At 63.3% G+C, this 24,617-nt stretch carries 24 protein-coding genes; 12 read left to right on the top strand and 12 right to left on the bottom strand.

The genetic code is table 11. The features are described 5' to 3' along the window. Positions 1–116 precede the first annotated feature (116 nt). The 9 genes from ACEN9P_RS23080 (at position 117) to ACEN9P_RS23040 (ending at position 9,765) form a co-directional block, all read left to right on the top strand. On the top strand, positions 117–635 hold the full coding sequence (locus tag ACEN9P_RS23080) for a hypothetical protein (RefSeq protein WP_495620575.1): 519 nt from the start codon (positions 117–119) through the stop codon (positions 633–635). A gap of 104 nt (positions 636–739) precedes the next feature. Further along, the gene (locus ACEN9P_RS23075) at positions 740–1,483 is read left to right on the top strand and encodes a DUF1223 domain-containing protein (RefSeq protein WP_495620574.1); all 744 of its coding nucleotides are present in this window, start codon (positions 740–742) and stop codon (positions 1,481–1,483) included. A gap of 30 nt (positions 1,484–1,513) precedes the next feature. Beyond that, on the top strand, positions 1,514–2,011 hold the full coding sequence (locus ACEN9P_RS23070; RefSeq protein WP_495620573.1) for a GNAT family N-acetyltransferase: 498 nt from the start codon (positions 1,514–1,516) through the stop codon (positions 2,009–2,011). Positions 2,012–2,086: 75 nt separating this feature from the next. Then, positions 2,087–2,437, top strand: a complete 351-nt coding sequence (locus ACEN9P_RS23065; RefSeq protein ID WP_477663128.1) for a GlpM family protein — start codon at positions 2,087–2,089, stop codon at positions 2,435–2,437. A gap of 12 nt (positions 2,438–2,449) precedes the next feature. After that, entirely contained in the window at positions 2,450–2,968 is a 519-nt protein-coding gene (locus tag ACEN9P_RS23060) for a hypothetical protein (RefSeq protein ID WP_495620572.1), read from the top strand. 23 nt (positions 2,969–2,991) lie between these two features. After that, on the top strand, positions 2,992–3,477 hold the full coding sequence (locus ACEN9P_RS23055; RefSeq protein WP_495620571.1) for a rod shape-determining protein: 486 nt from the start codon (positions 2,992–2,994) through the stop codon (positions 3,475–3,477). A gap of 909 nt (positions 3,478–4,386) precedes the next feature. Next, positions 4,387–7,764: a M10 family metallopeptidase C-terminal domain-containing protein gene (locus ACEN9P_RS23050; protein ID WP_495620570.1), complete on the top strand. Its 3,378-nt coding sequence runs from the start codon at positions 4,387–4,389 to the stop codon at positions 7,762–7,764. A 119-nt stretch (positions 7,765–7,883) separates the two neighbouring features. Beyond that, a complete protein-coding gene (serA, locus tag ACEN9P_RS23045) occupies positions 7,884–9,113 on the top strand; it encodes a phosphoglycerate dehydrogenase (protein ID WP_495620569.1) in 1,230 nt (409 codons plus the stop codon). A 304-nt stretch (positions 9,114–9,417) separates the two neighbouring features. Continuing rightward, a complete protein-coding gene (locus tag ACEN9P_RS23040) occupies positions 9,418–9,765 on the top strand; it encodes a hypothetical protein (protein ID WP_495620568.1) in 348 nt (115 codons plus the stop codon). Between the two features lie 84 nt (positions 9,766–9,849). Here ACEN9P_RS23040 and ACEN9P_RS23035 read toward each other — a convergent pair whose 3' ends face one another. Next, positions 9,850–10,041, bottom strand: a complete 192-nt coding sequence (locus ACEN9P_RS23035; protein ID WP_495620567.1) for a hypothetical protein — start codon at positions 10,039–10,041, stop codon at positions 9,850–9,852. Between the two features lie 98 nt (positions 10,042–10,139). Between ACEN9P_RS23035 and ACEN9P_RS23030 the strand changes: the two genes are divergently transcribed. The 3 genes from ACEN9P_RS23030 to ACEN9P_RS23020 all read left to right on the top strand — a co-directional run bounded on the left by ACEN9P_RS23030 (position 10,140) and on the right by ACEN9P_RS23020 (position 14,302). Continuing rightward, positions 10,140–10,580: a hypothetical protein gene (locus ACEN9P_RS23030; protein ID WP_495620566.1), complete on the top strand. Its 441-nt coding sequence runs from the start codon at positions 10,140–10,142 to the stop codon at positions 10,578–10,580. A gap of 138 nt (positions 10,581–10,718) precedes the next feature. Further along, positions 10,719–10,919 carry a hypothetical protein gene (locus ACEN9P_RS23025; protein ID WP_495620565.1) on the top strand — a complete coding sequence of 67 codons (201 nt, stop codon included), beginning with the start codon at positions 10,719–10,721 and terminating at the stop codon, positions 10,917–10,919. Next, positions 10,916–14,302: an SPM autocatalytic domain-containing protein gene (locus ACEN9P_RS23020; protein ID WP_495620564.1), complete on the top strand. Its 3,387-nt coding sequence runs from the start codon at positions 10,916–10,918 to the stop codon at positions 14,300–14,302. The genes ACEN9P_RS23025 and ACEN9P_RS23020 overlap by 4 nt, the downstream gene beginning before the upstream one ends. Positions 14,303–14,308: 6 nt before the next feature. Here ACEN9P_RS23020 and ACEN9P_RS23015 read toward each other — a convergent pair whose 3' ends face one another. The 11 genes from ACEN9P_RS23015 to ACEN9P_RS22965 form a co-directional block, all read right to left on the bottom strand. Then, positions 14,309–14,902, bottom strand: coding sequence for a DsbC family protein (locus tag ACEN9P_RS23015; RefSeq protein ID WP_495620563.1), 594 nt, complete (start codon positions 14,900–14,902; stop codon positions 14,309–14,311). A 46-nt stretch (positions 14,903–14,948) separates the two neighbouring features. Further along, positions 14,949–15,788 carry an alpha/beta fold hydrolase gene (locus ACEN9P_RS23010; RefSeq protein WP_495622222.1) on the bottom strand — a complete coding sequence of 280 codons (840 nt, stop codon included), beginning with the start codon at positions 15,786–15,788 and terminating at the stop codon, positions 14,949–14,951. Beyond that, positions 15,788–16,693 (bottom strand): SDR family oxidoreductase, encoded by a 906-nt coding sequence (locus tag ACEN9P_RS23005; RefSeq protein WP_477701038.1) that lies wholly within the window; start codon positions 16,691–16,693, stop codon positions 15,788–15,790. The genes ACEN9P_RS23010 and ACEN9P_RS23005 overlap by 1 nt, the downstream gene beginning before the upstream one ends. Positions 16,694–16,794: 101 nt before the next feature. Continuing rightward, on the bottom strand, positions 16,795–17,250 hold the full coding sequence (locus ACEN9P_RS23000; RefSeq protein WP_495620562.1) for a GNAT family N-acetyltransferase: 456 nt from the start codon (positions 17,248–17,250) through the stop codon (positions 16,795–16,797). Then, positions 17,247–18,185, bottom strand: coding sequence for a glutathione S-transferase family protein (locus ACEN9P_RS22995; RefSeq protein WP_495620561.1), 939 nt, complete (start codon positions 18,183–18,185; stop codon positions 17,247–17,249). The genes ACEN9P_RS23000 and ACEN9P_RS22995 overlap by 4 nt, the downstream gene beginning before the upstream one ends. Positions 18,186–18,211: 26 nt before the next feature. After that, on the bottom strand, positions 18,212–19,852 hold the full coding sequence (locus ACEN9P_RS22990; protein WP_495620560.1) for an isovaleryl-CoA dehydrogenase: 1,641 nt from the start codon (positions 19,850–19,852) through the stop codon (positions 18,212–18,214). A 24-nt stretch (positions 19,853–19,876) separates the two neighbouring features. After that, on the bottom strand, positions 19,877–20,893 hold the full coding sequence (locus tag ACEN9P_RS22985) for an NADP-dependent oxidoreductase (RefSeq protein ID WP_477663114.1): 1,017 nt from the start codon (positions 20,891–20,893) through the stop codon (positions 19,877–19,879). A 50-nt stretch (positions 20,894–20,943) separates the two neighbouring features. Then, on the bottom strand, positions 20,944–21,399 hold the full coding sequence (locus ACEN9P_RS22980) for a PaaI family thioesterase (protein ID WP_495620559.1): 456 nt from the start codon (positions 21,397–21,399) through the stop codon (positions 20,944–20,946). Between the two features lie 90 nt (positions 21,400–21,489). Next, the gene (locus ACEN9P_RS22975) at positions 21,490–22,281 is read right to left on the bottom strand and encodes an SDR family oxidoreductase (protein ID WP_477663112.1); all 792 of its coding nucleotides are present in this window, start codon (positions 22,279–22,281) and stop codon (positions 21,490–21,492) included. A gap of 193 nt (positions 22,282–22,474) precedes the next feature. After that, complete coding sequence (locus tag ACEN9P_RS22970; protein ID WP_477663111.1) at positions 22,475–22,705, bottom strand: hypothetical protein; 231 nt, start codon at positions 22,703–22,705, stop codon at positions 22,475–22,477. Then, complete coding sequence (locus ACEN9P_RS22965; protein ID WP_495620558.1) at positions 22,705–24,528, bottom strand: acyl-CoA dehydrogenase; 1,824 nt, start codon at positions 24,526–24,528, stop codon at positions 22,705–22,707. Before ACEN9P_RS22965 ends, ACEN9P_RS22970 begins: the two co-directional genes overlap by 1 nt. Positions 24,529–24,617: the final 89 nt, after the last annotated feature.

The raw sequence follows: 24,617 nt of genomic DNA, 5'->3' as shown, positions 1-24,617 counted from the left end.
ACCCGGAAACTGACGCCAAGGGTCGGCATTGTCCCACAGGCAAACCCGGGCCCCGCTCCCAATAATTGAGCCGGGCTGAAAAGCAATTTCTTACATTTATTCCAGGGGAGACTGATATGCGAATCCGCACGATATTGCTGGTGGTGGGCATCCTGCTGCTGTCGGGCTTCGTCGCCCTTAACCTGGACGAGTTCACACGCGTGAGCATGCTGAGCCTGGGCTTTACCACCGTGCAGGTGTCGCTGGGCCTGGTCATGCTGCTGCTGCTGGTGATCGCCACCGTGGTCTTCCTGGCCAGCACGCTCTATATACAAAGCACCCACCTGCTGGAAACCCGCAAGTACGCGCGCGAACTCAACACCCAGCGCGAACTCGCCGACAAGGCCGAGGCCTCGCGCTTTACCGAACTGCGCAGCTACCTGGAAGTGCAGGCGCTGGCCGCCCAGCACCGCGAAGCCGCCGCGGCCACCGTGCTGGCCGAACGGTTTGCCCAGCAGCAGCAGGCTTTGCTGGCGCGGCTGGAACAGATCGACAACAGCGTGGCGGCCCACGTGGGCCAGCTGGAAGACCAGCTTGAGCGGCGCAACGGCATGAACAGCCTGCAAAAAGACCACCTGACCATGCCCCTGGTATGAGGGTGTAGCGCTGTAAGAAAGCCCGGCGCCGCGCGACCAACGGCCATCAGCAGCCGCCTGCCCTTTTCGGGTGCGGCGCTGCTTCAACGCCATTGGAGACGCCCATGCCCAACCCTTCACCCTGGATCGCCGCTGCCTTGCTACCGCTGAGCTGCGGCGTGTTTGCGGCGCAAAACGCCTGCAGCGCCGCGTCGGGGCCGGCGGTCACGCCGGTGATGGAGCTTTACACCTCCGAGGGCTGCAGCTCCTGCCCGCCCGCCGACAAATGGCTGTCCTCGCTCAAGGGCTCGGGCATGGTGGTGCAGGCCTTCCACGTCGGTTACTGGGACTACATAGGCTGGGTGGACCGCTTCGCCGCACCCGCCTACACCCGGCGCCAGCACGAGGTGGCCGCCCGCAACGGCCTGCGCAGCGTCTACACCCCGCAAGCCGTGCTCAACGGTAAGGACCTGCCCGCCTGGGGGCCCCGGCCGCCCGGCGGCAAGGAGCCGGCGCGCGCGGCCATCGTGCTGACGCAGCTGGGCGCCGACCAGTTCGAAGCCGTGGTGACGCCGGTGGCCGAGCGACAGCTGTCGCCTTCGTGGGCGGCCTACTGGACCGTCACCGAACACGGCCACAACTCCAAGGTGCAGGCCGGCGAAAACGCCGGTGCCTTCCTGAAGCACGACTTTGTGGTGCGCCAGTACACCCAGGCGGGTGAATACCCAGGCCAAAGCGCGACGCCGCAAAAGCTGGCCTTTCGCAGCATCGCCGCCACCCCCGGCCATGAACGCCAGGTCAACCTCGTGGTGTTCGACCCCAAAACCGGCAAGACCCTGCAAGCCGTGAGCCTGCAATGCCCGGTTTAGGAAAATTGGGGCTTGCCGCACAATGGCGCAATGGATCCCCGGCCCGCGCCCTCGCCCTATTCACTGCCACCCGGCTTGCGCGCGCCTGAGGCCGCCGACTACCTGGCACTGGGCGGCTGGGTCCGCGACGCCGACACCTGCCTGCGCTGGGCCGGACCCAAGCTGAGGTATCCGTTCAGGCCGGCACGGCTCGCGAAGTTGCTGGCCGAGCCCGGCGCCAACAGCTTTGTGATGAGCCGCGGCCCGGCGGCCCCGGCCCTGGGTTTCGGGCAGTTTTGGGTGCGCGACCCCGGCGTGGCGCACCTGGCCCGCATCATCCTGGCGCCCACGGCGCGCGGCCAGGGCCTGGGCACCACGCTGTGCGAACTGCTGATGGCCGAGGCCGCGCGCGCCGTCGGCGCCACGGCCTTCACGCTGCGTGTTTATCGCGACAACGACCCGGCGCTGGCGATTTACGAGCGCCTGGGTTTTGCCGTGGTGCCGGACCTGTCGAACGCGCGGGTATTTGCCATGCGCAAGCAGGCCTGAAGCCCGGCGCCCGGCCTTCGCTAAACTCTGCCGCATGCCTTCTTGCCGCCCCGCGCGCCCTTCTTTCTTTTTCGCATGATCTCGCTGTTCCTCAAATGCCTGCTGGGCGCGCTGGCCGTGCTGCTGATCGCCCTGCTGTCCCGCTCGCGCAACTTTGTCATCGCCGGACTGGTGCCGCTGTTCCCCACTTTCGCGCTGATCGCGCACTACATGGTAGGCAGTGAACGCAGTGCCGCCGATTTGCGCGCCACCGCGCTGTTCGGCCTGTGGTCGCTGATTCCTTATGCGGCTTACCTGCTGGCGGTGTACTGGCTCAGCGTGCGGACCACATTAACCGTGACACTGGCCGCCGCCACCCTGGCCTGGGCTGTGGCGGCCGGTGCGCTGCTGCTGGGATGGAGCCGCGCTTACCCCACGTCCTTCTGAGCCCAAGCCCGCGTGAACAGACTCAAAAAAATCCTGCGAAGCCTGCTGCTGGCCCCGGTGGCCCTGTTCCTGCTGTTCGAGGAATGGGGCTGGGAACCGCTGGCCGCTGCCTTCGCGGCGCTGGGCCGGCTGCCCTGGTGGGGCCGGCTGGAGCGCTTCATCACCGGCCTGCCGCCCTGGGCCGCGCTGCTCGCCTTCGGCGTGCCCGTGCTGGCGCTGATTCCCATCAAGCTGCTGGCGCTATATCTCTTCGGCCAGGGCCACATCACCGTCGGGTTGGGCTTGATTCTTGCAGCGAAGATCGCGGGAACGGCGATGGCGGCCCGCCTGTTCCAGCTGACGCAACCGGCGCTGATGCGCATGGCCTGGTTCGCGCGGCTCTACACGCCCTGGAAGGCCTGGAAAGACAAGCTCATCGCGCAGGCCAGGGCTTCCTGGGCCTGGCGTGTGGCGCGCCGCCTGAAGAGCCGGCTCAAGCTGGCGGGCGCCAGGCTGCTGGCGGCGCTGAAAGCCGTTTTTTCCGAAGGCTGAATTTCACGGGGATTTTTCGCACCATGTTCGAACTTTTCCAGCCACCTTTGTATATACGCCTGTCGCCGTTTCGCCTGACAGTGCGCAACGCCAGGACCGGTGCCTTTGTGTCTGAACCACCCGAAATCGCCCTCTCGCGCGGACCCAAGCCCAAGGTGCTGGGCGCCGGCGATGAGGCGGCCTTGTACAAGTCCAGCAAGTCGGCGCAGGTGCTCAACCCTTTCAGCCATCCTCGCACCCTGGTGTCCGACTTCACCATGGGCCAGCAGTTGCTCAAGGCCTTTATCAAGAAGCTGCCCAAGGGCAGCGCCCTCGCCGCCGCGCCCCGCGTCATCTTCCATCCCCAGGGCGATCCGGCCGGCGGTTTCACCCAGATAGAGATACGGGCCCTGCACGAGATGGCCCTGGGCGCCGGCGCTTCGGAAGTCACGATCTGGCAAGGCCAGGACCTCACGGACGAACAGGTGCTGTCGCGCGACTATCCCTCCACGGGCCGGGTGCTGGAATAGCGGTGTAGCCCAGAAGTTCACAAAAATTGTCCGCAAGAAAACAATTTCGCTCGGGTCACCATGCGGCCATGGCTAGCATCTCTCACACATCCATGGTGACCTGATTCGCTTTCCTGACGGGGCCAGCGGATGCCGCGAACAAGAGCGGCAAATGGGAGCCAGGGTGAAACCTTATCCCGGCCCACCAAGACCCCAAGGACGCACGCCATGCCAGCACCTCTGCCCCACTGGACTTCCGAGCAAGCCGCAGACAATTTCATACGCGAGTGGGCCACCCCTGCCGGAGGTTTGCCCGTAACCTACACCTACCATTTCTATTCACAGTCGGAGCTGGAGACACTGGCTAGTCGCCACGACGAGGACGAGCGATATCTAATGGGTATCCCGTTTACGGAGGAGCAAAAGCGTCAAACGCAGTTGGCGCTCAGGCTTTGGGCTGATGTCGCGAACGTGCGCTTCAACTTGGTGGACGAGATTCCCGATCCAGATCCCGGTAGCGGGGTCAAGTGCATCTATTTCGCAACTAGCGACTGTGATGAGGCCTGGGACGGAATCACTGAGTGGCCTAATCCTGCTGATCCACAAGATAGAGGGGACCACTTTGCTAAGCAGAGTAAGGTCTTTATCAAAAAAACCGTCTGGGACAGTGGTACGTCGCTACCCCACCTAGGCCTCCCCTGGGGCCCTGGTATGGTGTTGCTTCACGAAATTGGCCATGGCATTGGCCTTTCCCATACGACTAACGATTCAAACAAAGTTTATTCTGGTGTCTATGCGGAAGACACCCATCAATACGCGGTCATGTCATACCCAGCCGCGAGTCTCAGCGGCGCCGATTACAGGAACAAGTTTCCCCAAACGCCGCAACTCCATGACATCGCCGCAGTGCATAAAGCCTACGGCGCCAACATGAGCACCCGAACAGGCAACACCACTTACGGTTTTAATGCCTCGGGCCTGGGGGATATTGCTGGAATTTTCAACTTTAGCGTCAACACAAAACCCGTTCTGTGCATCTGGGATGCCGGCGGCATCGATACGCTGGATCTGTCGGGCTACACCACGGCGTCACGGATAGACCTCAACGAAGGCGCCTTCAGCGACGCGGCGGGAATGACCAAAAACATCGCCATTGCCTTCGGCGCGAAGATTGAAAACGCCGTGGGCGGATCAGGCGACGACAGCCTGACGGGGAATGCGTTAGACAACACGCTCTCAGGGGGCGGTGGCGATGACAGCGTGTTCGCCGCACTGGGCAACGACATCCTTTATGGCGGTGCGGGTAAGGATACGCTGAACGGCGGCCAAGGCCGCGATAAGGTCTACGGCGAGGACGGTGACGACTGGATCCTGCTGGGCGATGAGGATCGGAAAGATATAAAAACCTCGGGAGATCGCCTGAATGGCGGTTTCGGCTTTGACACCGTGGACTACAGCGGAATGACGACCGTCCAGATTGAACTCGATTTGTCCCGAAATTCGGCCAACAGGCTCTTTGTCGACTACAGCGACCCCCAAGAGTTTGTAGCTTGGTCATCGGCGTGGTTCAAACGAGTGGTCAGCCCCAGCGACTCCCTGCTACTCCTGGAGGGCGCCGTCGGAACGCCAGGCAAAGACAGCCTCATCGGCGACAGATGGGCCAACAAATTGGCCGGAAAGGCAGGCAACGACACCCTTTGGGGCGGCAGCGGCAAAGATACCCTGGAGGGGGGATGGGGAGATGACACCATTGAGGTGGACCCCGTGCCCGACGAGGAGGACACCTTTGTCTTCAACCAAGGCGACGGCAACGACACCCTGCGCATTCACGGCTCCACCGTCGGTTTTGAGTCGCAAAACATTCTGAAGCTTGGCGGGCTGAGCCTGGACGGCATCAGGGTGATCCGGAACAGGACCGACCTGGTGCTCACGTGGGTGAATAACGGCACGGACTCGGTCACGCTGGAAAACTATTACGCCGGCGAAACTGGCGGCCCCTGGTATTCGAAATACCTGCTGGCGGCTGTCGAGTCAGCCGACGGAACGCTATGGGATATGAATAGGATCCTGGCCATGGCCCACACAGGCCATGGCCGCGGCCGGCGGGCGCAGACGCTGTCCGGCGATACGGGCAACAACCTGCTCGAAGGCGGCGAAGGCGACGACACCATGTGCGGCGGCCACGGCGCGGATGCCATGAACGGCGGCGCCGGCAGCGACAGCTACCTTTTTAACCTGGGGGACGGACACGACACCATAGATGATGCCAGCGGCAAGAACCGCATCGTGTTCGGTGCCGGCATCACGGCAAGCCAGCTTGGCGCCAGCCTGGCCAACGGCCGCATCACGCTGTCCATTGCGACCGGTGACAGCATCAACTTTGCCGCACCGGGCACGCAGGGCTTTGCCATCGAGGAGATTGAGTTTGCCAACGGCGACGTGATGGCATTTGGCGGCGCCAAGACCATCACCTTGGTCGAAGACGGCAGCTATGCGATCACGGCCGCGGACCTGGGCTTTACCGACGCCGATGCCCGCGACAGCTTTACCGGCGTGCGCATCGACAGCCTGCCGGACGCCGGACGCCTGAGCCTCAGGGGCGCCAACGTCGCGCTGGAGCAAATCATCAGCGCCGCCGACCTGGCCGCCGGCCGCCTGACCTTCAGCCCGATGGCCAATGCCAACGGCGACAGCTATGCCAGCATGCTGCTTTCGGTCCAGAGCCAGGATGGCCTGTTTGACTCCGCGCCCAACACCCTGAGCTTCAATATCACGGCCGTCAACGACGCGCCCAAGGTCGAGCTCAGGCTGCAGGGCGGCACAACGCCCATCACGGGCACGACGACAATGCGCCAAGGCAATAGCCTGACCGGCACGGTGACCGATATGGACGGCCTGGGCCGCGTGAGCTACCAGTGGCAGGCGTCGGCCGATGGCCGCAGCTGGAGCGCCATCGCCGGGGCCACGGCCGCCAGCCTCACGCTCACGCCCCAGCTTGCCGGCCGGAGTGTGCGCCTGTCCGTCAGTTATACCGATGGCGGCGGTACCCGGGAAAGCCAAGCCAGCGTCGCCAGCGCGCCCGTCAACCGACTGGTGGGCACGGACGGCGACGACAGCCTGATGGGCACCGACGGCGACGACTCCGTGTCCGGACTTGCCGGCAAGGACACCGTCTGGGGACTGGCGGGCAATGACACGATCAATGGCGACGCAGGCAACGACTTGCTTGATGGCGGAGAAGGCAACGACAGCATCTTCGGCCAGGGGGGCAACGACGCCCAGTATGGCGGAGGCGGCAACGACCTCCTGCAGGGCGACGACGGCAACGACACGGCATCGGGCGGCGACGGCAACGACACCTTGAATGGCCAGGCGGGCGATGACAGGCTCAATGGCGACGCGGGCAACGACACCCTGTGGGGTGGTGATAACAACGACAGCCTGTTCGGCCAGGCCGGCAACGACAAGCTGTACGGCGAAAACGGCAACGACTTGCAGCAAGGCGATGAGGGTGACGATGCCCTGGACGGCGGAGCCGGCAACGACACCCTGCTAGGCGGCAATGGCAACGACAGCTTCTATGCCCAGGCGGGCGATGACGCAATCAATGGCGAGAACGGCAACGACACGGCATCGGGCGGCGACGGCAACGATACCTTGAACGGCCAGGCGGGCGATGACCGGCTCAATGGCGACGCAGGCAATGACTTGCTTGATGGCGGAGAAGGCAACGACAGCATCTTCGGCCAGGAGGGCAACGACTACCAGTATGGCAGAGGCGGCAACGATCTCCTGCAGGGCGATAACGGCAACGACATCCTGTGGGGCGACGCCGGCGACGACAGGCTGCTTGGCGGTGACGGCGACGACGGCCTGATGGGTGGGGATGGGCGCGACACTTTGGCCGGTGGGGCTGGTGGGGATTCTTACTGGTTTGGGCGTGGCTATGGAGCGGACGTGGTGGAAGAAGATGACCCCACCGCCGGCAGCCGGGATGAGCTGGTATTCAATGACCACCTCAGAGGAGACATTCAGGCCAGCCAGCTGTGGCTGCGCCGGGTCTCCAACGACCTGGAGGTGCGCATCATCGGCACCAACGACATGGTGACCATCACGAATTGGTACTTGGGCACCCGCCACCATGTGGAGCAGATGAGAACCCATGACGGCAAGACCCTGCAGCACGTCGATGTCGACAAGCTGGTGCAAGCCATGGCCGCCTTTGCGCCACCGGCCGCGGGGCAGACCACACTGCCGCCGTCTTACCAGAGGGCGCTTGCGCCAGTACTGGCGGCTGCCTGGCATTGAGTGCCGGGGCCGCCGGCCGAGACCGCGGCAAAGGGCCAGGCGGCACCAACCGTCCGCCTGCATGGGTATTTGGCATGCGTCATACTGGGTGGCCCTTTACTCAGCACCGCGCCGCCTCCATGAACAAAACCTCGGTCGACAAGCACAAAATCAAATTCCTGCTGCTCGAAGGCATACACCCTTCCGCCGTGGAGGTTCTCAAGGCCGCGGGCTACTCCAATATTGAAAGCCTGCCGGGCGCCCTGCCCGACGGCGAGCTCAAGGCCAAGATCGCCGACGTGCATTTTGTCGGCATACGCTCGCGCACCCAGCTCACGGCCGAGGTGTTTGCCCAGGCCGGCAAGCTGGCCGCCGTCGGCTGCTTTTGCATAGGCACCAACCAGGTCGACCTGGTCGCGGCCCGCGAGCGCGGCATCGCGGTGTTTAACGCGCCCTACTCCAACACCCGCTCGGTGGCCGAGCTGGTGCTGGCCGAGGCGATCCTGCTGCTGCGCGGCGTACCCGAAAAAAGCGCGGTGGCGCACCGCGGCGGCTGGCTCAAGTCGGCCGAGAACGCGTATGAAATCCGCGGCAAGACTTTGGGCATCGTCGGCTACGGCTCCATAGGCACGCAGCTCTCGGTGCTGGCCGAGGCTTTGGGCATGCATGTGGTGTTCTTCGACGTGGTCACCAAGCTGCCCCTGGGCAATGCGCGCCAGGTGGCCCAGCTCAAGGACTTGCTGGCCCAGTCCGACGTGGTGAGCCTGCATGTGCCTGAAACCCAGGCCACGCAGTGGATGATGGGCGCGGCCGAAATCGCCGCCATCAAGCCCGGCGGCGTGCTGATCAATGCCTCGCGCGGCACCGTGGTCGAGATCGAGCCGCTGGCCCAGGCGCTGAAAAACAAGAAGCTGCTGGGCGCCGCGATCGACGTCTTCCCCGTGGAGCCGCGCAGCAACAAGGATGTGTTCGAGTCACCGCTGCGCGGCCTGGACAACGTGATCCTGACGCCGCACGTGGGCGGCTCCACCATGGAAGCCCAGGAAAACATTGGCATAGAAGTCGCCGAAAAACTCGTGAAGTACAGCGACAACGGCACCTCGACCTCCTCCGTCAACTTCCCCGAAGTCGCGCTGCCCGCCCACCCCGGCAAACACCGCCTGCTGCACATCCACCGCAACGTGCCCGGCGTGCTCTCGGACATCAACAAGGTATTCGCTGGCAACGGCATCAACATCGCCTCGCAGTACCTGCAGACGAACGAGGCCGTGGGCTATGTGGTGATCGACATCGACGCGGCGCATTCCGACATGGCACTGGCCAAGCTGGCCGAGGTGCCAGGCACGATTCGCAGCCGCGTGCTGTTCTAAGTGAAGGTCGGCGGGCCTCCTCGCCGCCTCCCACCCTGCTCTTCCCGCTTTGCCCCCTCTCCCCCTGGGAGAGGGTTGGGCTGAGGGCCGCTCCAGAGACCAGCCACCAGGTCAGTCATACGCCCGCAAAGAAGTGAATATCACCCAAATAGCCAAACTTTGTCCATCCGCGGGCAAAGAAGTGGCGATAGCCCAGCAAGCGCCCGGCACAGCGCATAAGCTCCGCACCGGTTCAACCGTCTTGCGTTGAAAAACAGCAGACCGCAAGACATCCACACCGTGAAACCGTGAAGGAGTCAAGAAAATGCGCGAACCCTTATTCAACCCAAGCTTGCCGCACATGGCCAACATGGCGGGTACTTATTGGCGGCACGGGCAGGCGGCCAAGGGCGGCGGCCCGCTGCCGGCCGGGCTGCCGAGTGAGATCTACCACGCCAACCACCTCTGGCATCTCTGCTGCCGTGAGCCGTACGAGCCTCCATGCGAAAACATCGAGGGCCACGACATCGTCAGCGCGCTGCAGTGCGCACATGAGGAGACGGTGGCCCTGTGGCTGGCCGGGTCGTGGCGCTGCAACCTGGGAAGCAATGGGGCGAGCGCGCCGCACGCGGAACGGCCTGTCTCGCTGTTGCCTGGAAAAACCACACGATAAGCATCGCCCTTGTGTATTCATTCATGGGGGTTGTCTGTGGTTCTCCTTGCGCATGGACACAAAGGCCGGTCGCACGCCTTCCGATCAGGCGCCAGATAAACCAAATGACTTAGGCCAATGTCTTTTTGCGGGCAAAGAAGTCACGATTGTTGCCTGGGGACGATGCGACACCCGGAAGTTGCGCGCTTTGGCTTGTAAGCTCCGCGCTTTGTTTTTGAGTGGGTTGCCGAAATGAATCGGCCTGAATTGCTCGGACGCATCCTCTTTTGCTTTCATCGCTTTCGCTTTTCCGAAGTTCCAATTCAATCAAGCCGCCAACTTCATAAAGTCATCGCGTTCAGTCGGTAATCTGATCTTTGTGATGAGGAGTTAACGTGATCCTGCGTTTTTTTGTCGTGGTGTTTACCTACGCGCTTTCGATGCCTGCCCTATATATGACGCTTGTAGCGGCCGTTGAAGAGCTCCGGTCACCAAGCAGTTCATTTGCCTTGGCTGCGGTGTGGGTTGCAGCCTGGGCGATTCACCTTGCCATGAGTAGCACATGGGTATTTGACATTCATTTAACAAAAGCCTGGCCAACCGCGGGTACGGCATGCGGAATTCTGAGTTTTCTTGTATGGCCGCTCATGGGTTGGAAATCAGGAGTGCCATGGCAAGAAGTAATTGAACCCTCGATCCTTCTCCTTCGATTTCAATTGATCCTGGTAGCTCCGGCTCTTTTATTGGCTATCTGGCTGACAAGATTTCATTGGCGGAAATCAACTATCGCCACTGGCGAAGCGGCGGCACATTCAACACAACCGTCGGATCGATAGCTACTGGGTCTGTGTCCATTCTCCCTATGAGAGATGTGTATGCGCCGATGTCAAAACACTATTGGCGCTCTTCTTCTCGTGTCTCTACAGTCCGTCCGCTAGTGCATCGTAAACAGAGATGCGCCTGAGGAAGACCCAATGAACGCATTTTTGATCTCTTTGTTTTTTGTTGTCCCACTGCTCGACGTGGGTTGTTGGGTGGCTTGGAGAAACGCGCAAGGAAGAAATAGAGATTTCTTTCTTGTGGCACTTCTTGTTCTGGGAGTACCTCAAGCCGGGTTTCTGTTGTACGTGTTTGCCCGCATCGCTATCGCAATTCTTTCAGGATCGCAGTTATGACATTTGGTGACGCAATTAAGTTTTTTGGGAAGTTCATCAACCTCCCATTTAATACCCTCGGATTTGGTCTTGGCACTCAAGTAAATCTGGCCCATTCACCCACTCTTCCATTCAATCTAGAACAGATTGGACAATGGCAACGCCAGTTAAACGGTGAATGGCAACTCATGCAATGGGATGGGAGAAACTGGAATCCCGAGCCAGGCGTGATTGCGCCGAGTGATTTAAAAGCCCTATTGGATCAAGACCGTCAGCAGTTGTTAGATCTCGATACAAATCAACAAAAAACCCTTGAGAATGCGTTAAACCAGGCACTGCCTATGTCGTGGCCCACCAATGACCTCGTTAGCTGCCTACGCACCCAGTTCGGTGCAGCCGAACAAACCCTCAGTCCCCTGATTCTTGATCTCGACGGCCTCAATGGCGCCGAGACAATCAGTAAAACCGCCGGCATCCATTTCGATCACGACGGAAACAAGTTTGCAGAACTAACAGGCTGGGTCGACGAGAACGATGGCCTGCTGGTCTGGGACAAAAACGGCAACGGCCAGATCGACAACGGCACCGAACTGTTCGGCAACAACACGCTTCTCAAGAACGGCAAAAAGGCCGCCAACGGCTTTGCCGCGCTGGCCGAGTTGGATTCCAACAAAGACAACATGGTTGATGCGAGCGACGCCGTCTTTAACCAGTTGCGTGTTTTCAAAGACGCTAACAGCAACGGCGTGGTCGATGCTGGCGAACTGCTGACTTTGAGCGAAGCCGGCGTGCAAAGCCTGAACACCGGCTACACCAAACAAGCCGTGACAGACTCCAATGGAAACCAGCACCTGCAAGCCGGTAGTTTCACCACCACGGGGGGCCAAAACCGCGCCATGGACGATGTCTGGTTTGCGGTGGACACCGCGCGCACCATTGATACTGACCTCGTGGCCGTCAGTAGCACGATTGCCGTCTTGCCCGACCTGGCCGGCTTTGGCAATGTGCACAGCCTGCACCAGGCCATGGCGCGCGACGCCAGTGGCAAGCTGCAAGGGCTGGTGGAGAATTTCATGAACAGCACTGACACAGTGGCGCGTCTTGGGCTGTTTGACCAGATCCTGTTGGCTTGGACGGGCGCCGACCGGTATGCGGCCAACAGCCGCGGCCCCAACATAGACGCACGCAAGCTCTACGCCCTGGAAAACCTTTTGGGCAAGGGCTTTGTACAGGATTCCCCCTACTACCTCCACACCCCGAATTTCCCAGGCCCCGAAGCGGCATTGCGGCTGAACCAGACCTACATTTACCTCAGCCAGATGCTATACGGCAAACTCATGGCTCAGGGCACATACAAAGCGCTCTATGAAGGCATTGCCCTGCAATGGGATTCCGCCTCCCAAACGCTGGCGCTGGATCTGAGCACCACGGCCTCCCTGCTGAGGGCCCGATACGATGCCGATCCGGTACAGGGCCAAGGCATGATCGCCGGCTTCGCGGGCAACCTCAGGACCATGGGCGAGATCGGCGCGCAAATCTTTGCCAAGCTGCAGCAGCTGGGCAATATCCAGGGGCAGGGATTTGACCTTTACCTGGCCACCATGGGCAGCAACCTGCTCACGGGCACCGCGGACGCGGATGCCGTGAATGCCAAAGCCGGCTTGGACAATCTCTTCAGCGGCGGAAAAGGCAACGACACCCTCAATGGCGGCTCCGGAAATGACATTTTCCAATGGTCCCAGGGTGACGGCAACGACAGCATAGGCGAAGTGACTGACGTGAGCACGGTGACGGATACATTGCAACTGGTGGATGTCAAGGCCTCGGAAGTGCGGCTCAGTCGCGATACGGTCAACCTGTACCTCACCATTGGCGCTGAACAGATCAAAATCAGAAATCACTTTGCCAGCGGAGCGGGAACCCTGGAACAGATCCAGTTCAGTGACGGCACGACCTGGCAGCGGCCCGTCATGGATGCGGCGCCATCTCTTTACTTGGGAACCACCGGCAACAACATGTTGGTCGGCACTTATCAGGCGGAAATCCTGGAGGGTGGCAAAGGCGCGGATACCCTTAACGGGGCCCAAGGTGCCGACACCTATCTTTGGTCCAAAGGTGACGGCAATGACATCGTCAGTGAAGTGGGCGACCTTGGCACCGTGACGGATACCCTGAAATTGCTGGATGTCAAGGCGACGCAAGTGCAGCTCAGCCGCGACGCCGCTAATCTATACATCAGCATAGACACAGAGAAACTCACCGTCGCGAACCATTTCACCAGCGCCTACTCCACGCTGGAGCGGATCCAATTCTCGGACGGTACGGCGTGGGATGCACAGGCCATGGCGGCCGCGGCAGCGCATGCCACCTCCGGCGACGATCAGTTGTTTGGACTCACGAACCAGGGAACCACTCTGTTCGGCGTGGGCGGCAACGACAGCCTGATCACCTTTGCCGGGAATGACACGCTCGACGGCGGTGCAGGGGCCGACACGATGGCCGGCGGTACGGGCAACGATTGTTACCTTGTGGACAATGCGGCCGATGTGGTGCTCGAAGCGGCCAACGCCGGCACGGACACGGTGAAGGCCGACGTCAGCTACATACTGGGATCCAACGTCGAGAATCTGACCTTGACGGGAAGCGGCATCATTGATGGCACCGGCAACGCCTTGAACAACACTCTCACCGGCAATGCGGCCGCGAATCTGTTGAACGGCGGCGCGGGGGCCGACGCCATGGCGGGCGGTATGGGTAACGACTGCTATGTCGTGGACAACGCCAGTGACCTGGTGATTGAAGAGGTGAACGCCGGCATGGACACGGTGCAGGCCAGTATCAGCTACACGCTGGGAGGCAATCTTGAAAACCTCAAGCTGGCCGGTAGCGCAGCCATCGATGGCCGCGGCAATACTCTGGCCAATATGCTGACCGGCAATGCGGCGGCCAACTTCCTGCACGGAGGTGACGGCAATGATGTGCTTGATGGCCAAGCGGGCAAGGACATGGTGGTCGGCGGCGCGGGCAATGATACTTTCCTCATGGGCCGTGGTTATGGCGTGGATACCGTGCTGGGGTATGACACTACGGCCGGTAAAACTGACGTGCTGCAGTTCCAGGCCGGTATCATTGCCAGCCAACTGTGGTTCCGCCAAGCCGGCGGCAACCTGGAAGTGAGCATCATCGGCACGGGTGACAAGGCCATCGTGGAGAACTGGTATATGGGCAATGCCTACCACGTAGAGCAGATCAAAGCCGGCGACGGCAAGCTGCTGCTGGACACGCAGGTGCAAAACCTGGTGCAAGCCATGGCCGCCTTTGCACCGCCGCCCATGGGCCAGACGACCTTGACGGTCGCGCAGCAAACCGCGCTGGCGCCCGTGCTGGCCGCCAGCTGGCACTGATACGGCTTACTGCGCCGGCAGCTGCAAGCCCAGCAGCTCCGCCAGCGCAGCCGTCGGCAAGGCGCCTTCCTGCGATACCACCGCGCCGGTCTGGGCATGGATGCCGACGATGCTGGGGATGCCGCTGAAACCCATGCGGGTCATCAGGGCCGTGTTTTTGGCAACGGCGTCTTTTTGCGGGTCTATGCTGCTGGCCGCGCTGATGCCGCCCCGCCCTGCTTTCATGGACGCTTCATGTTCATCCATGGCGGCCACTGGGTCGCCGGCGGCCAGCAAGGTGGCGCCTTGCGAGGTGCTGGCGGCGTTGAGGATGCCGACGGGAATCCAGACAAACTTGGCCTGGGACTTGAGAGGCTTGGCGGCCTCCCACAGCACGGCGCAGTGCGGGCACTGCGCGTCGAAGAACACATAGACCGTGCGCTTGCTCATTTGCGAGCCGGCGATAAAACCCTTGGCCTCGGCCGCGATGGCGTCCACCGAAACAGCTGCGGCCGCCGCGGGTTTGGGTGCGGACGCTTCGGGGGCGTCGTTGCAGCCGGCCAGCAACAGGCTGGCGGCCATTAGCGCGGCGGCGAAAAATGAGGTCAGGGGTTTGAGCATGGTGGCGGCCGTTGGTGAACGAAAGGCCAAGAATAGCTCAGCCCCTCTATTTCGACAGCGTCTCCGCCAATTCCCCCGCCAGCATCAAGAATTCCGGCGAGCGCAGCACCGACACATGGGTGGCGTTCATCGCATAGGTCACGCGGGTCTTGAGGCCGCGCGCCTGCAAGGCCCGGGCGTAGCTTTCGCTGAACAGGGGCAAGGTGTTTTCGTCCTTGTTGCCGACCACCAGGCTGACCAGGGTGCCCGGCGGCAGCTTGCCGGCTTCGGCCAGCGGCGACAGGCTGATCCAGGCGCCCTTCTTGCCGGCCGAACTGGCCCGCCACTGCCGCCACGCGGGCACATCGCAAGGGCAGGCGGCCAGCAGGTAGGCATCAGCGCTGCCGGGGAAACGGCCGGCCAGCAGCGCCGCCATGGCCGCGCCGCCTGAATGGCCGACCAGCAGGATTTTTTTATTGGGATTGAGGCTGCGCAGGTTTTGCAGTGCGCTGGCCACGATCTCGATGTTCTGCGGCGTGTAGTCGTCGTCGCCCGGGCTGGACTGGCCGTCGGACGTGCCCAGGTCACTGCGGTAGCCGGGCCGCTGCACCGCGACTGTGACGGCCTGGAGTTTTTCGGAGAGCATGGCGGCAGCGCCGCTGTCGGCCTTCAGTTCAGTGCGCCCGCCGTTGTCGCCATGCAGGAAGACGACCAACACCCTGGACGCGATACGGGCCGAAGCCTGCGCGGGCGCAATCGTGCGTATGACCAGGCAGTGCCGGCTGTCCCCTGCCCGCTCAATGCCGTCGGCCTTTTTGCCGTCAGGGCACGCGGCCTGCTGGGCCAAGGCGGCCCAGGGCAAACCGGCCAGCAACAGCCCGGCCAGGGCCAGGCAGATGCGGCGCATCAAGCGCCGCGCAAGGCGGCCTTCAGCTGCTGGCCTATCTCGGGCTTGTCGGCGAAGGGGTCGGTCGGGTTGCGTGCCTGCAGCACGTCTTCCAGCCGGGTCTGCACCGAGTTAATGGCCTTGGGGTGGCTGTAGATGTAGAACTGGTTGCTGGCGATGGCGTCAAACACCAGTTGCGCCACGTCGGCCGCGGTGACCTTGCCGGAACCCACGGCCTTGCCGGTCATGGCCTGCTGGATCATCTGGCTTTTGGTGGGCTTGCCGGCGGCGAGATCTGCCGGGCGGTTGCGGTGGCTCATGCCTATGCCGGTGGCCACAAAGAAGGGGCACAGCACCGAGGCGCCGACCTGGTCGGTCACCAGGCCCAGGTCCTGGTACAGGGTTTCGCTGAGGGCCACCACGGCATGCTTGCTGACGTTGTAGACACCCATGTTCGGCGGATTCAATAGGCCGGCCATGCTGGCGGTGTTGACGATGTGGCCCTGCCAGGACGGGTCCTTGGCGGCGGCTTCGAGCATCATGGGCGTGAAGATGCGCACGCCGTGCACCACGCCCATGACGTTGACGCCCATCACCCATTCCCAGTCCTTGAGGCTGTTTTCCCAGATCAGGCCGCCCGCGCCCACGCCGGCGTTGTTGAAGACGAAATGCGGCGCGCCGAAGCGCCCGTACACGGCCTGGCCCATGGCTTCCATCTGCGCGGCGCTGGAAACGTCGAGCTTGAAGGACAGCACCTGGGCACCGGCGGCCTTCATTTCGGCCTCGGCCTTGTCCAGCGCGTCCTGCTGCACGTCGACCAGCACCAGGTTCATGCCGAGTTTGGCGCCCAGGCGCGCGCATTCCAGGCCGAAGCCGGAGCCCGCGCCGGTCAGCACCGCAGTTTTGCCTTTGAAGTCCGTGATCATTGCGTGTCTTTCTTGATGGCTTGAATAGGAAAATTGTCCATGAGGCGCGCCCTTGCGCGTGTCACCCAGGGAACTCAGGTAGTTCAGGTCATTCGGGTCATTCAGGCCGCCCGCAGCATCTCGATGTGCGGTATGCCGTCTTCGATATAGGGTTCGCCGTTCTGCACAAAGCCATGCTGCTGGTAGAACTTTTCAAGCCGCGCCTGGGCGCCTATGCGTATGGCTTGCGGGCCCCAGTGCGCCTGCAGGCGCTCCACCGCTTCCTTCATCAGCACATGGCCGGTTCCGCCGCCGCGCGCCGAGGCGTGGGTGACCACGCGGCCTATGCTGGCCTCGGCGAATTTCACGCCGGCGGCAAAACAGCGCGCATAAGCGGCCAAACGGCCGTCCCGCACACCCAGCAAATGCATGGCCTCGGTGTCAGCGCCGTCCAGGTCCTGGAAGGCGCAGGCCTGTTCCAGCACAAAGACCTCGCTGCGCAGCTGCAGCAATTGGTAAAGCTCCAGCGTGTTCAGCGCGCTGAAGGGCAGAAAACGCCAGGTGATGATGCCGGTCATTCGGGGGTGGCGGCTTTCAATGAATAGCCTATGCGCGGGAAGTGCACGTGCACGGTGCCGGCGCGCGGGTCGCTGCGGCGCAGCGTGTAGTGCATGCGGGTGGCGGCGATCAGCTCGCCTTCGGTGGGCTCGGGGCCGAAGCTTTCGCTGGTGATCCGCACCAGGGTGCCCAGCGGGATGCCGTGCTCGTCCTGGAACAGCTCGTCGTGCAGCGGCGCGGGCGTGGCGGCGGCGGCCGCCGCGATGGCGTCGGTGGAACTGAGCTTTTCAGAACTGCCCTGGCCAATGGCGGCCATGCGGTCCATCCAGTCCAGCACGGCCGGCGTGAGCTTGAGGATGCCGGCGAGCACCGGGGTCTGCACCCGCGTGAACCACAGCGGGTGGTACATCGCAAAATCGGCGATGCAGGGCACCTCGCCGAGCAGGAAGGGCCTGTCGTCCAGCATGTCGGAGATGCGCCGCAGATAGGACTTGTAGGCCGCCGCGGCATCGCCGGCGCGCAGGCGCGGCATGCCAAAGCTCATGGCCTTGCGGTCTTCGCCAAAGGCGCGCGCGGCTTCGGGCGGCGCTTTCTCGAAGATCTGCGCGATGCCCTTGGGCTGGCTGTTGTAGGCCATGGAGGTCCAGAACAGCGTGTTGTCGGCCCAGTGCGCCAGCGTGCGCGCCAGGCCTTTGCTGGGCTCGGGGTAAAGGCTGGGCGTGGGCTGCAGGTGCTCGAGCACGTCGCTGATCAGCGCGGTGTCGCAATAAATGTCGGCGCCAATTTGCAGTATGGGCGTCTTGCGGTAGCCGCCCGTGAGCGCCACCACGTCGGGCTTGGGCATGATCATCGGGATGATCACGGACTTCCAGGCCAGGTTTTTGTAGCCCAGCATCAGCCGCGTTTTTTCGGCGAAGGGCGATGTGGGGTAGTGGTGAAGAATCAGCTCGCTCATGGGTGTCTCCGGGATTTTTTGTGGGATTAACGAGGCATGGCCCGGGCAATGATGGCGTCGAAATCGGTGCCGGCGCCCAGCGTGCCGAAGGACTGGCCCCAGTTGCCGGCCAGGCGCGAATCACAAAAAGCGCCGAAGACGGCCGAGGGCGCCGTATGCAGCAGCAGCGCGGCCTGCACCGCGAGCGCCACGTCCTGCGCCAGGCGGCGCGCTTCGACCTCACTGGCCATGTCTTCAATGCGCGTGGGCAAGGCGGCGGCCAGTTTGTCCAGCGCCGGGTGCGCGCCTTTGGCTGCGGCAAGCTCCTGCGCCAGCGCGGCCACGGCATCGGCCTTGCGCAGGGCGCGCAGCAAGTCCAGCGCCATGATGTTGCCAGCGCCTTCCCAGATCGAGTTGAGCGGCATCTCGCGGTAGACGCGGGCCATGATGCCCTCGCCGCCCTCCTCCACATAGCCATTGCCGCCCAGGCATTCCATGGCCTCCTGCGCGAAGTGGCTGCCGCGCTTGCAGATCCAGAACTTGGCAACCGGCGTCAAGAGGCGCGCCATGGCGGCTTCGTGGGCATCGCCCGGCCGGTCGAAGGCCCGGGCCAGGCGAATCGCCAGTGCCGTGGCGGCTTCGGATTCAAGCGCCAGGTCAGCCAGCACATTGCGCATCAAGGGCTGCTCCACCAGCAGCTTGCCGAAGGCCTTGCGCTGGGAGGTATGGTTCAGCGCCAGGGCCAGCGCCTGGCGCATCAAACCGCTGGTGCCCAGGGCGCAGTCCAGCCGCGTCATGGTGCCCATTTCCAGAATCTGCGGAATGCCGTGGCCTTCCTCGCCGACCAGCCAGGCCTGGGCGCCTTCGAACTCCACTTCGGAGCTGGCGTTGGCCTTGTTGCCGAGTTTGTCCTTCAGGCGCTGGATGCGTATCGCATTGAGGCTGCCGTCAGGCAGCACGCGCGGCAGGAAAAAGCAGCTCAGGCCGCTCTGGGTCTGGGCCAGCACCAGAAAGGCGTCGCACATGGGCGCCGAGAAAAACCATTTGTGGCCGGTGATGGCATAACGCTCGCCCCAGCCGTCGCGGCCCGAGGGCTCGGCCCGCGTGGTGTTGGCCCGCACGTCGGAGCCGCCCTGCTTTTCGGTCATGCCCATGCCCATGGTGAGGCCGGCCTTGGCCTGCCAGGGCTTGAGTTCGGCGTCGTAGGCGCGGCTGGCCAGCTTGGGGCCCCAGTCGGCGTAGATGGCGGTGTTGCCGCGCAGCGCGGGTGTGGCCGCATAGCTCATGGAAATGGGGCACAGGATGGAGGGCTCGAGCTCGGTGAAGAGCATAAAGCCCGCGGCGCGCCGGACATGCGGGGATGCTTCGTCATCGGTCCAGGGCGTGCCATGCAGGCCCGCACCGGTCGCCAGCGTCATGAGCACGTGGTAGCTCGGATGGAACTCCACCAGGTCCACACGCCGCCCGAAGCGGTCGTGGCTGTGCAGCATCGGCCCGTGCACATTGGCCAGGCGCGCATGGGTCTGCATGGCGCTGCTGCCCAGCGCGGCGCCCAGCTGGCCCAGTTCCGTGCTGTCCAGGCCGGGCGCGTTGAATTTCAGCGCATCACGCAGCGGCCGGTTGCTGGCCAGCAGGTTGTAGTCCGACAGCGGCGCGGGCTGGTTGAAGACTTCATGGGTGGGGTTCATGGCAAACCTCCTGTGGGGTTTGGCTTAAATGAGCTTGACCAGCTGCTTGCCGAAGTTTTTGCCTTTAAGAAGACCCAGAAACGCTTCAGGCGCCGACTCAATGCCCTGCGCAACGCTTTCACGCGGGCGCAGCTTGCCGGTGCCCACCAGGGTGCCGAGTTCCTTGAGCGCTTCGGGCCAGACTTCCATGTGCTCGGCCACGATAAAACCTTCGAGCTTGAGGCGGCTGGTCAGGATCAGCGCCGGGTGGGCCAGCGGCAAGGGCCGGCCGTCGTAGCCGGCGATCACGCCGCACAGCGCGATGCGGCCGAAGGCGTTCATGCGCGGCAGCACGGCGTCCAGCACCATGCCGCCCACGTTCTCGAAATAGCCGTCTATGCCGTCGGGGCAGGCATCGCGCAAGGCCTTGGACAGCGAGGCCGCGTCGGCGTGCAGCTTGTAGTCGATGCAGGCGTCAAAGCCGAGTTCATCGACCGCGTATTTGCATTTGTCGGGCCCGCCCGCGATACCGACCGTGCGGCAGCCGCGCGCCTTGGACAGCGCGGCAAAGGCGCTGCCCACGGCGCCGGTGGCGGCGCTGACCACCATGGTCTGGCCGGCCTTGGGTTCTATGATTTTGACCAGGCCGTACCAGGCGGTGACGCCGGGCATGCCGACCGCGCCCAGGTAGTGCGACAGCGGCACATGGGTGGTGTCCACCTTGCGCAGCGCGCCGGGCTGGTCGGCGCTGACCACGCTGTATTCCTGCCAGCCGCCCATGCCGACGACCTTGTCGCCGGGCTGGAATTTGGGCGAGCGGCTTTCGACCACCTCGCCGGCCGTGCCGCCAATCATGACCTGGCCCAGCGGCTGGGGCGCGGCATAACTTTTGGAGTCGTTCATGCGGCCGCGCATATACGGGTCCAGGCTCAGGTAGTGGTGGCGCACCAGCACCTGGCCGTCCTGCAGGGGCGGCGTGTCGCTGGAGACCAGCATGAAGTTGCTTGCGCTGGCCTCGCCGGTGGGACGGTTGTCGAGAAGGATTTGCTGGTTGATGGGCATGGAGGTCTCCTGTGAATCGTGTGCCGCGTTCGGGCCGCGGCGGGGGGGCGTCAATCGGTGGAAATCGCGCCGCCGGGCGCATCCGCCTGGCCGGCGGCGGGCTTGCGTTTGACGTATTTAAAGGTACCGGTCGAATGCGCGCAGGCCTGGCCCAGCACATCGTATAGCGTGGCTTCGGTAAACGCCATGGTGGCGCTACGGTGCATGAGCCGGCCCTTGGCCGTCAGCCGGCTGCCGTCGCCGGGCGCCGGCCGCATGAAGCTGGTCTTCATTTCAATGGTGACCACGCCCATGTCTTTTTGCACACTGCGCGCCGCCGTGGCCATGGTCACGTCCAGCAGCGTCATGATGGCGCCGCCGTGCGTCACGGCAAAAGAGTTGAGGTGCTCGGCTTGGGGTGTATAGCCTATGGCCGAGGCGCCACCCGTGAACAGCTCCAGCTCAAAGCCCAGGTGCCTGACGAAAGGGATATCGGCGCCGAAGTCCATCAGTTCGTCCCAGCTCATCTGTATGTTTTTCCGCCGGGCCGCCCCAAGGAAAAATGCGCCCCCTCGGGGGGCAGCGCAGTACGCGAAGCGACGAGCGTGGGGGCCATATTAACCACCCGTTACGACTGATACGCCGCCGTCGACGGCCAGCCACTGGCCGGTGATGTGTTTGCCGGCATCCGAGGCATAGAGCACGCACAGGCCCTTCAGGTCCTCGTCGTCGCCCAGGCGGCCCAGCGGCGCGTGCGAGGCGAGTTTTTCCTCGCCTAGCGCCTTGAGGGTGCCCACGGTCATCTTGCTCGGGAAAAAGCCCGGGCAGATGGCGTTGACGGTGATGTTGTACTTGCCCCATTCGCAGCCCAGCGCGCGCGTGAAATTGACGACGGCGCCCTTGGAGGTGTTGTAGGCCACGGTGGTCATTTCGCGCGGGTTGCCGCCCAGGCCGGCGATGGAGGCCACATTGATGATGCGGCCGGACTTGCGCGCGATCATGCTGTGCTTGGCAATGTGCTGGCTCAGGATGAAATAGCCGCGGATGTTCAGGTTCATGACCTTGTCCCAGGCTTCCACCGGGTGGTCTTCGGCGGGCGCGCCCCAGGCGGCGCCGGCGTTGTTGACCAGGATGTCGACATGGCCCAGGCGCTTGATGGCCTCGTCGGCCAGCGCGCGTATGTCCTCTTCTTTCGAGCAGTCGGCGGCGATCCAGTCGACGTCTATGCCGGCGGCCTTGAGTTCGGCGGCGGACTCGATGAGGTCTTCGGCCTTGCGCGAACTCAGGATGACTTTGGCGCCGGCCTCGCCCAGCGCCTGGGCCAGTTGCAGGCCCAGGCCGCGCGAGCCGCCGGTCACGAGGGCGGTCTTGCCTTTGAGGTCAAACAGTTGCTGGATGCTACGGGTCATGGAGGGTCTCCTGTGTGTGTTGTTCATGCGCCCTCCCTTTGTGCCGGGCGGGGATGATGGTGTTGAAATGAGGGTGGTGTCAGGCAGCCGCGGCTGCGATGTTTTCACTTGGGTCGGACCTCGCCATATTGGCACAACATCGCGCCGCTTGCAGTCCCTGCTGTCGTGGCGGCGACTTCCGTCCAGGCGCTGCTCAGGGCCCCACGTTGATGCGGGAGCGCACGTAGATCAGCAAAAAGCCCACCGCCGCGACAAGGCCGCCGACGACCACCAGCGACCAGCCTATGGCGTCGTCCGTGCGCTGGACCGACAGGCCCAGCACCAGGGTCAGCAGCCCGCCGTAGATCAGTATCCAGATCAGGGCCTGCAGGCGCGCCACGTTCTTGTTGGACACAGGGTCGGCGGACGGTTTGAAAAATGCCATTAAAAAGCCTCCTCGGGCAGCTCGGCGCAGGTCAGGTCGCGGTTTTCAACCACCTTGAGCCAGGCGTCGATCTTGGGTAACTCGTAATGATAAAAGTAGCGCATGGCCCCCATTCGCCCCGCATGCGGTGCATCCGCGGACAATGAGAGACTGGCCAGGGCCACGTCCAGCCACAGCCACGCCAGCACGGTGTGGCCGAAGGCCTGCATATAGGGTACCGCATTGGCCAGGGCCTCGCCGGGTTCGCCCGTGGCCCAGGCCGCCTTGGTGGCGCTGCCCACATGCTGGAGCGCCTTGCCCAGCACGTTGGCATGCACCGCCAGCGCGGGCTGCTGTATGGCTTTTTCAATCGTGGTATTGATGCGGGCGGCCAGCAGTTGCAAGCCCCTGCCCCCTTCCATCAGCACCTTGCGGCCCAGCAGGTCCATGGCCTGGATGCCGTGTGTGCCCTCGTGGATCATGTTCAGGCGGTTGTCGCGCCAGTACTGCTCCACCGGGAAGTCGCGCGTGTAGCCGTAGCCGCCGTGCACCTGGATGGCCAGGGAATTGGCCTCCAGGCACCATTCGCTGGGCCAGCTCTTGGCGATCGGTGTCAACACCTCCAGCAGCAGGCGCGCGTCGTCGGCGGCCTGCGCTTCGGCGGTATGGTTTTCATCCACCAGGCGCGCGCAGTAGAGCTCCAGCGCCAGCGCGCCTTCGCAGTAGGCTTTTTGCGCCAGCAGCATGCGCTTGACGTCGGCGTGTTCGATGATGCGGATCTGCGGCTGGGAGGCGTCCTTGCCGCCCACACCCACCGGCCTGCCCTGCGGCCGGTTTTTGGCGTAGTCCAGGCTGGCGTAATAACCCGCCATGCCCAGCATGGTGGCGGCCGTGCCCACGCCTATGCGCGCCTCGTTCATCATGTGGAACATGCAGCGCAGGCCTTCATGCGGCTTGCCCACCAGGTAGCCGACGGCGCCGGCCTGGCCGTCCACCGGGTATTTGCCTTCGCCGAAATTGAGCAAGGTGTTGGTGGTGCCGCGCCAGCCCAGCTTGTGGTTCAGGCCCGCCAGCGCCACGTCGTTGCGCACGCCGGTAAGCTCGCCTCTGGTATTGACCATTTTCTTGGGCACGATGAACAGCGAGATGCCGCGCGTGCCGGCGATCAGCTTGCCGTCCGGCCCCGGTATCTTGGCCAGCACCAGGTGGATGATGTTGTCGGTCAGCTCATGCTCGCCGGCCGAGATCCACATCTTGTTGCCCTTGAGGCGGTAGCGCGCACCCAGCGGGTCGGCCTCAAACCCTTCGCCGTCGGGCACGGCGCGTGTGGTGACGTCGCTCAGCGAAGAGCCGGCCTGCGGCTCGGACAAACACATGGTGCCCGAGAAGCGGCCCGAGAATTCGTTCTTCGCGAAGACTTCTTTTTGCAGCTCGGTGCCGTGCACCATCAGCAGGTTGGCATTGCCGGTGGTCAAGAGGCCGGAGCCTATGCTGACCGAGGCCATGGCAAAAAAGGCGTTGGCCGCGGCCTCGACGGTATAGGGCAGCTGCATGCCGCCGACCTCATAGTCCTGCGCGGCGCTGAGCATGCCGGAAGCCGCATAGGCCTTCTGCGCATCATGCGTGGCCTGCGGCAATATCACTTTTTCGCCGTCGAAATGCGGCTCCTGCGTGTCCACCGTGCGGTTGAAGGGCGCGTATTTCTCGCGCGCGATGCGCTCGCAGGTATCAAAGACCGCGTCAAAGGTCTCGCGCGAATGGTCGGCGAAGCGCTCGCGCTGGTTCAGCGACTCGGCATCCAGCCATTGGTACAGCAGGAAGTCCAGCGTGGGCCTGAGGCTCATGACGGGCTCCCCGGCTGGCAGGCGGGCGGGAAGGCAGGAAACACCTGCCCTTTCTGAAGGAGCAGGGTTTCATCCATGGTGCTTGCCCG

The organism is Polaromonas sp. Polasp52 (assembly GCF_059491565.1).
Note: the sequence above shows the minus strand (reverse complement) of the source record. Positions and strands in the feature narration are given on the sequence as shown.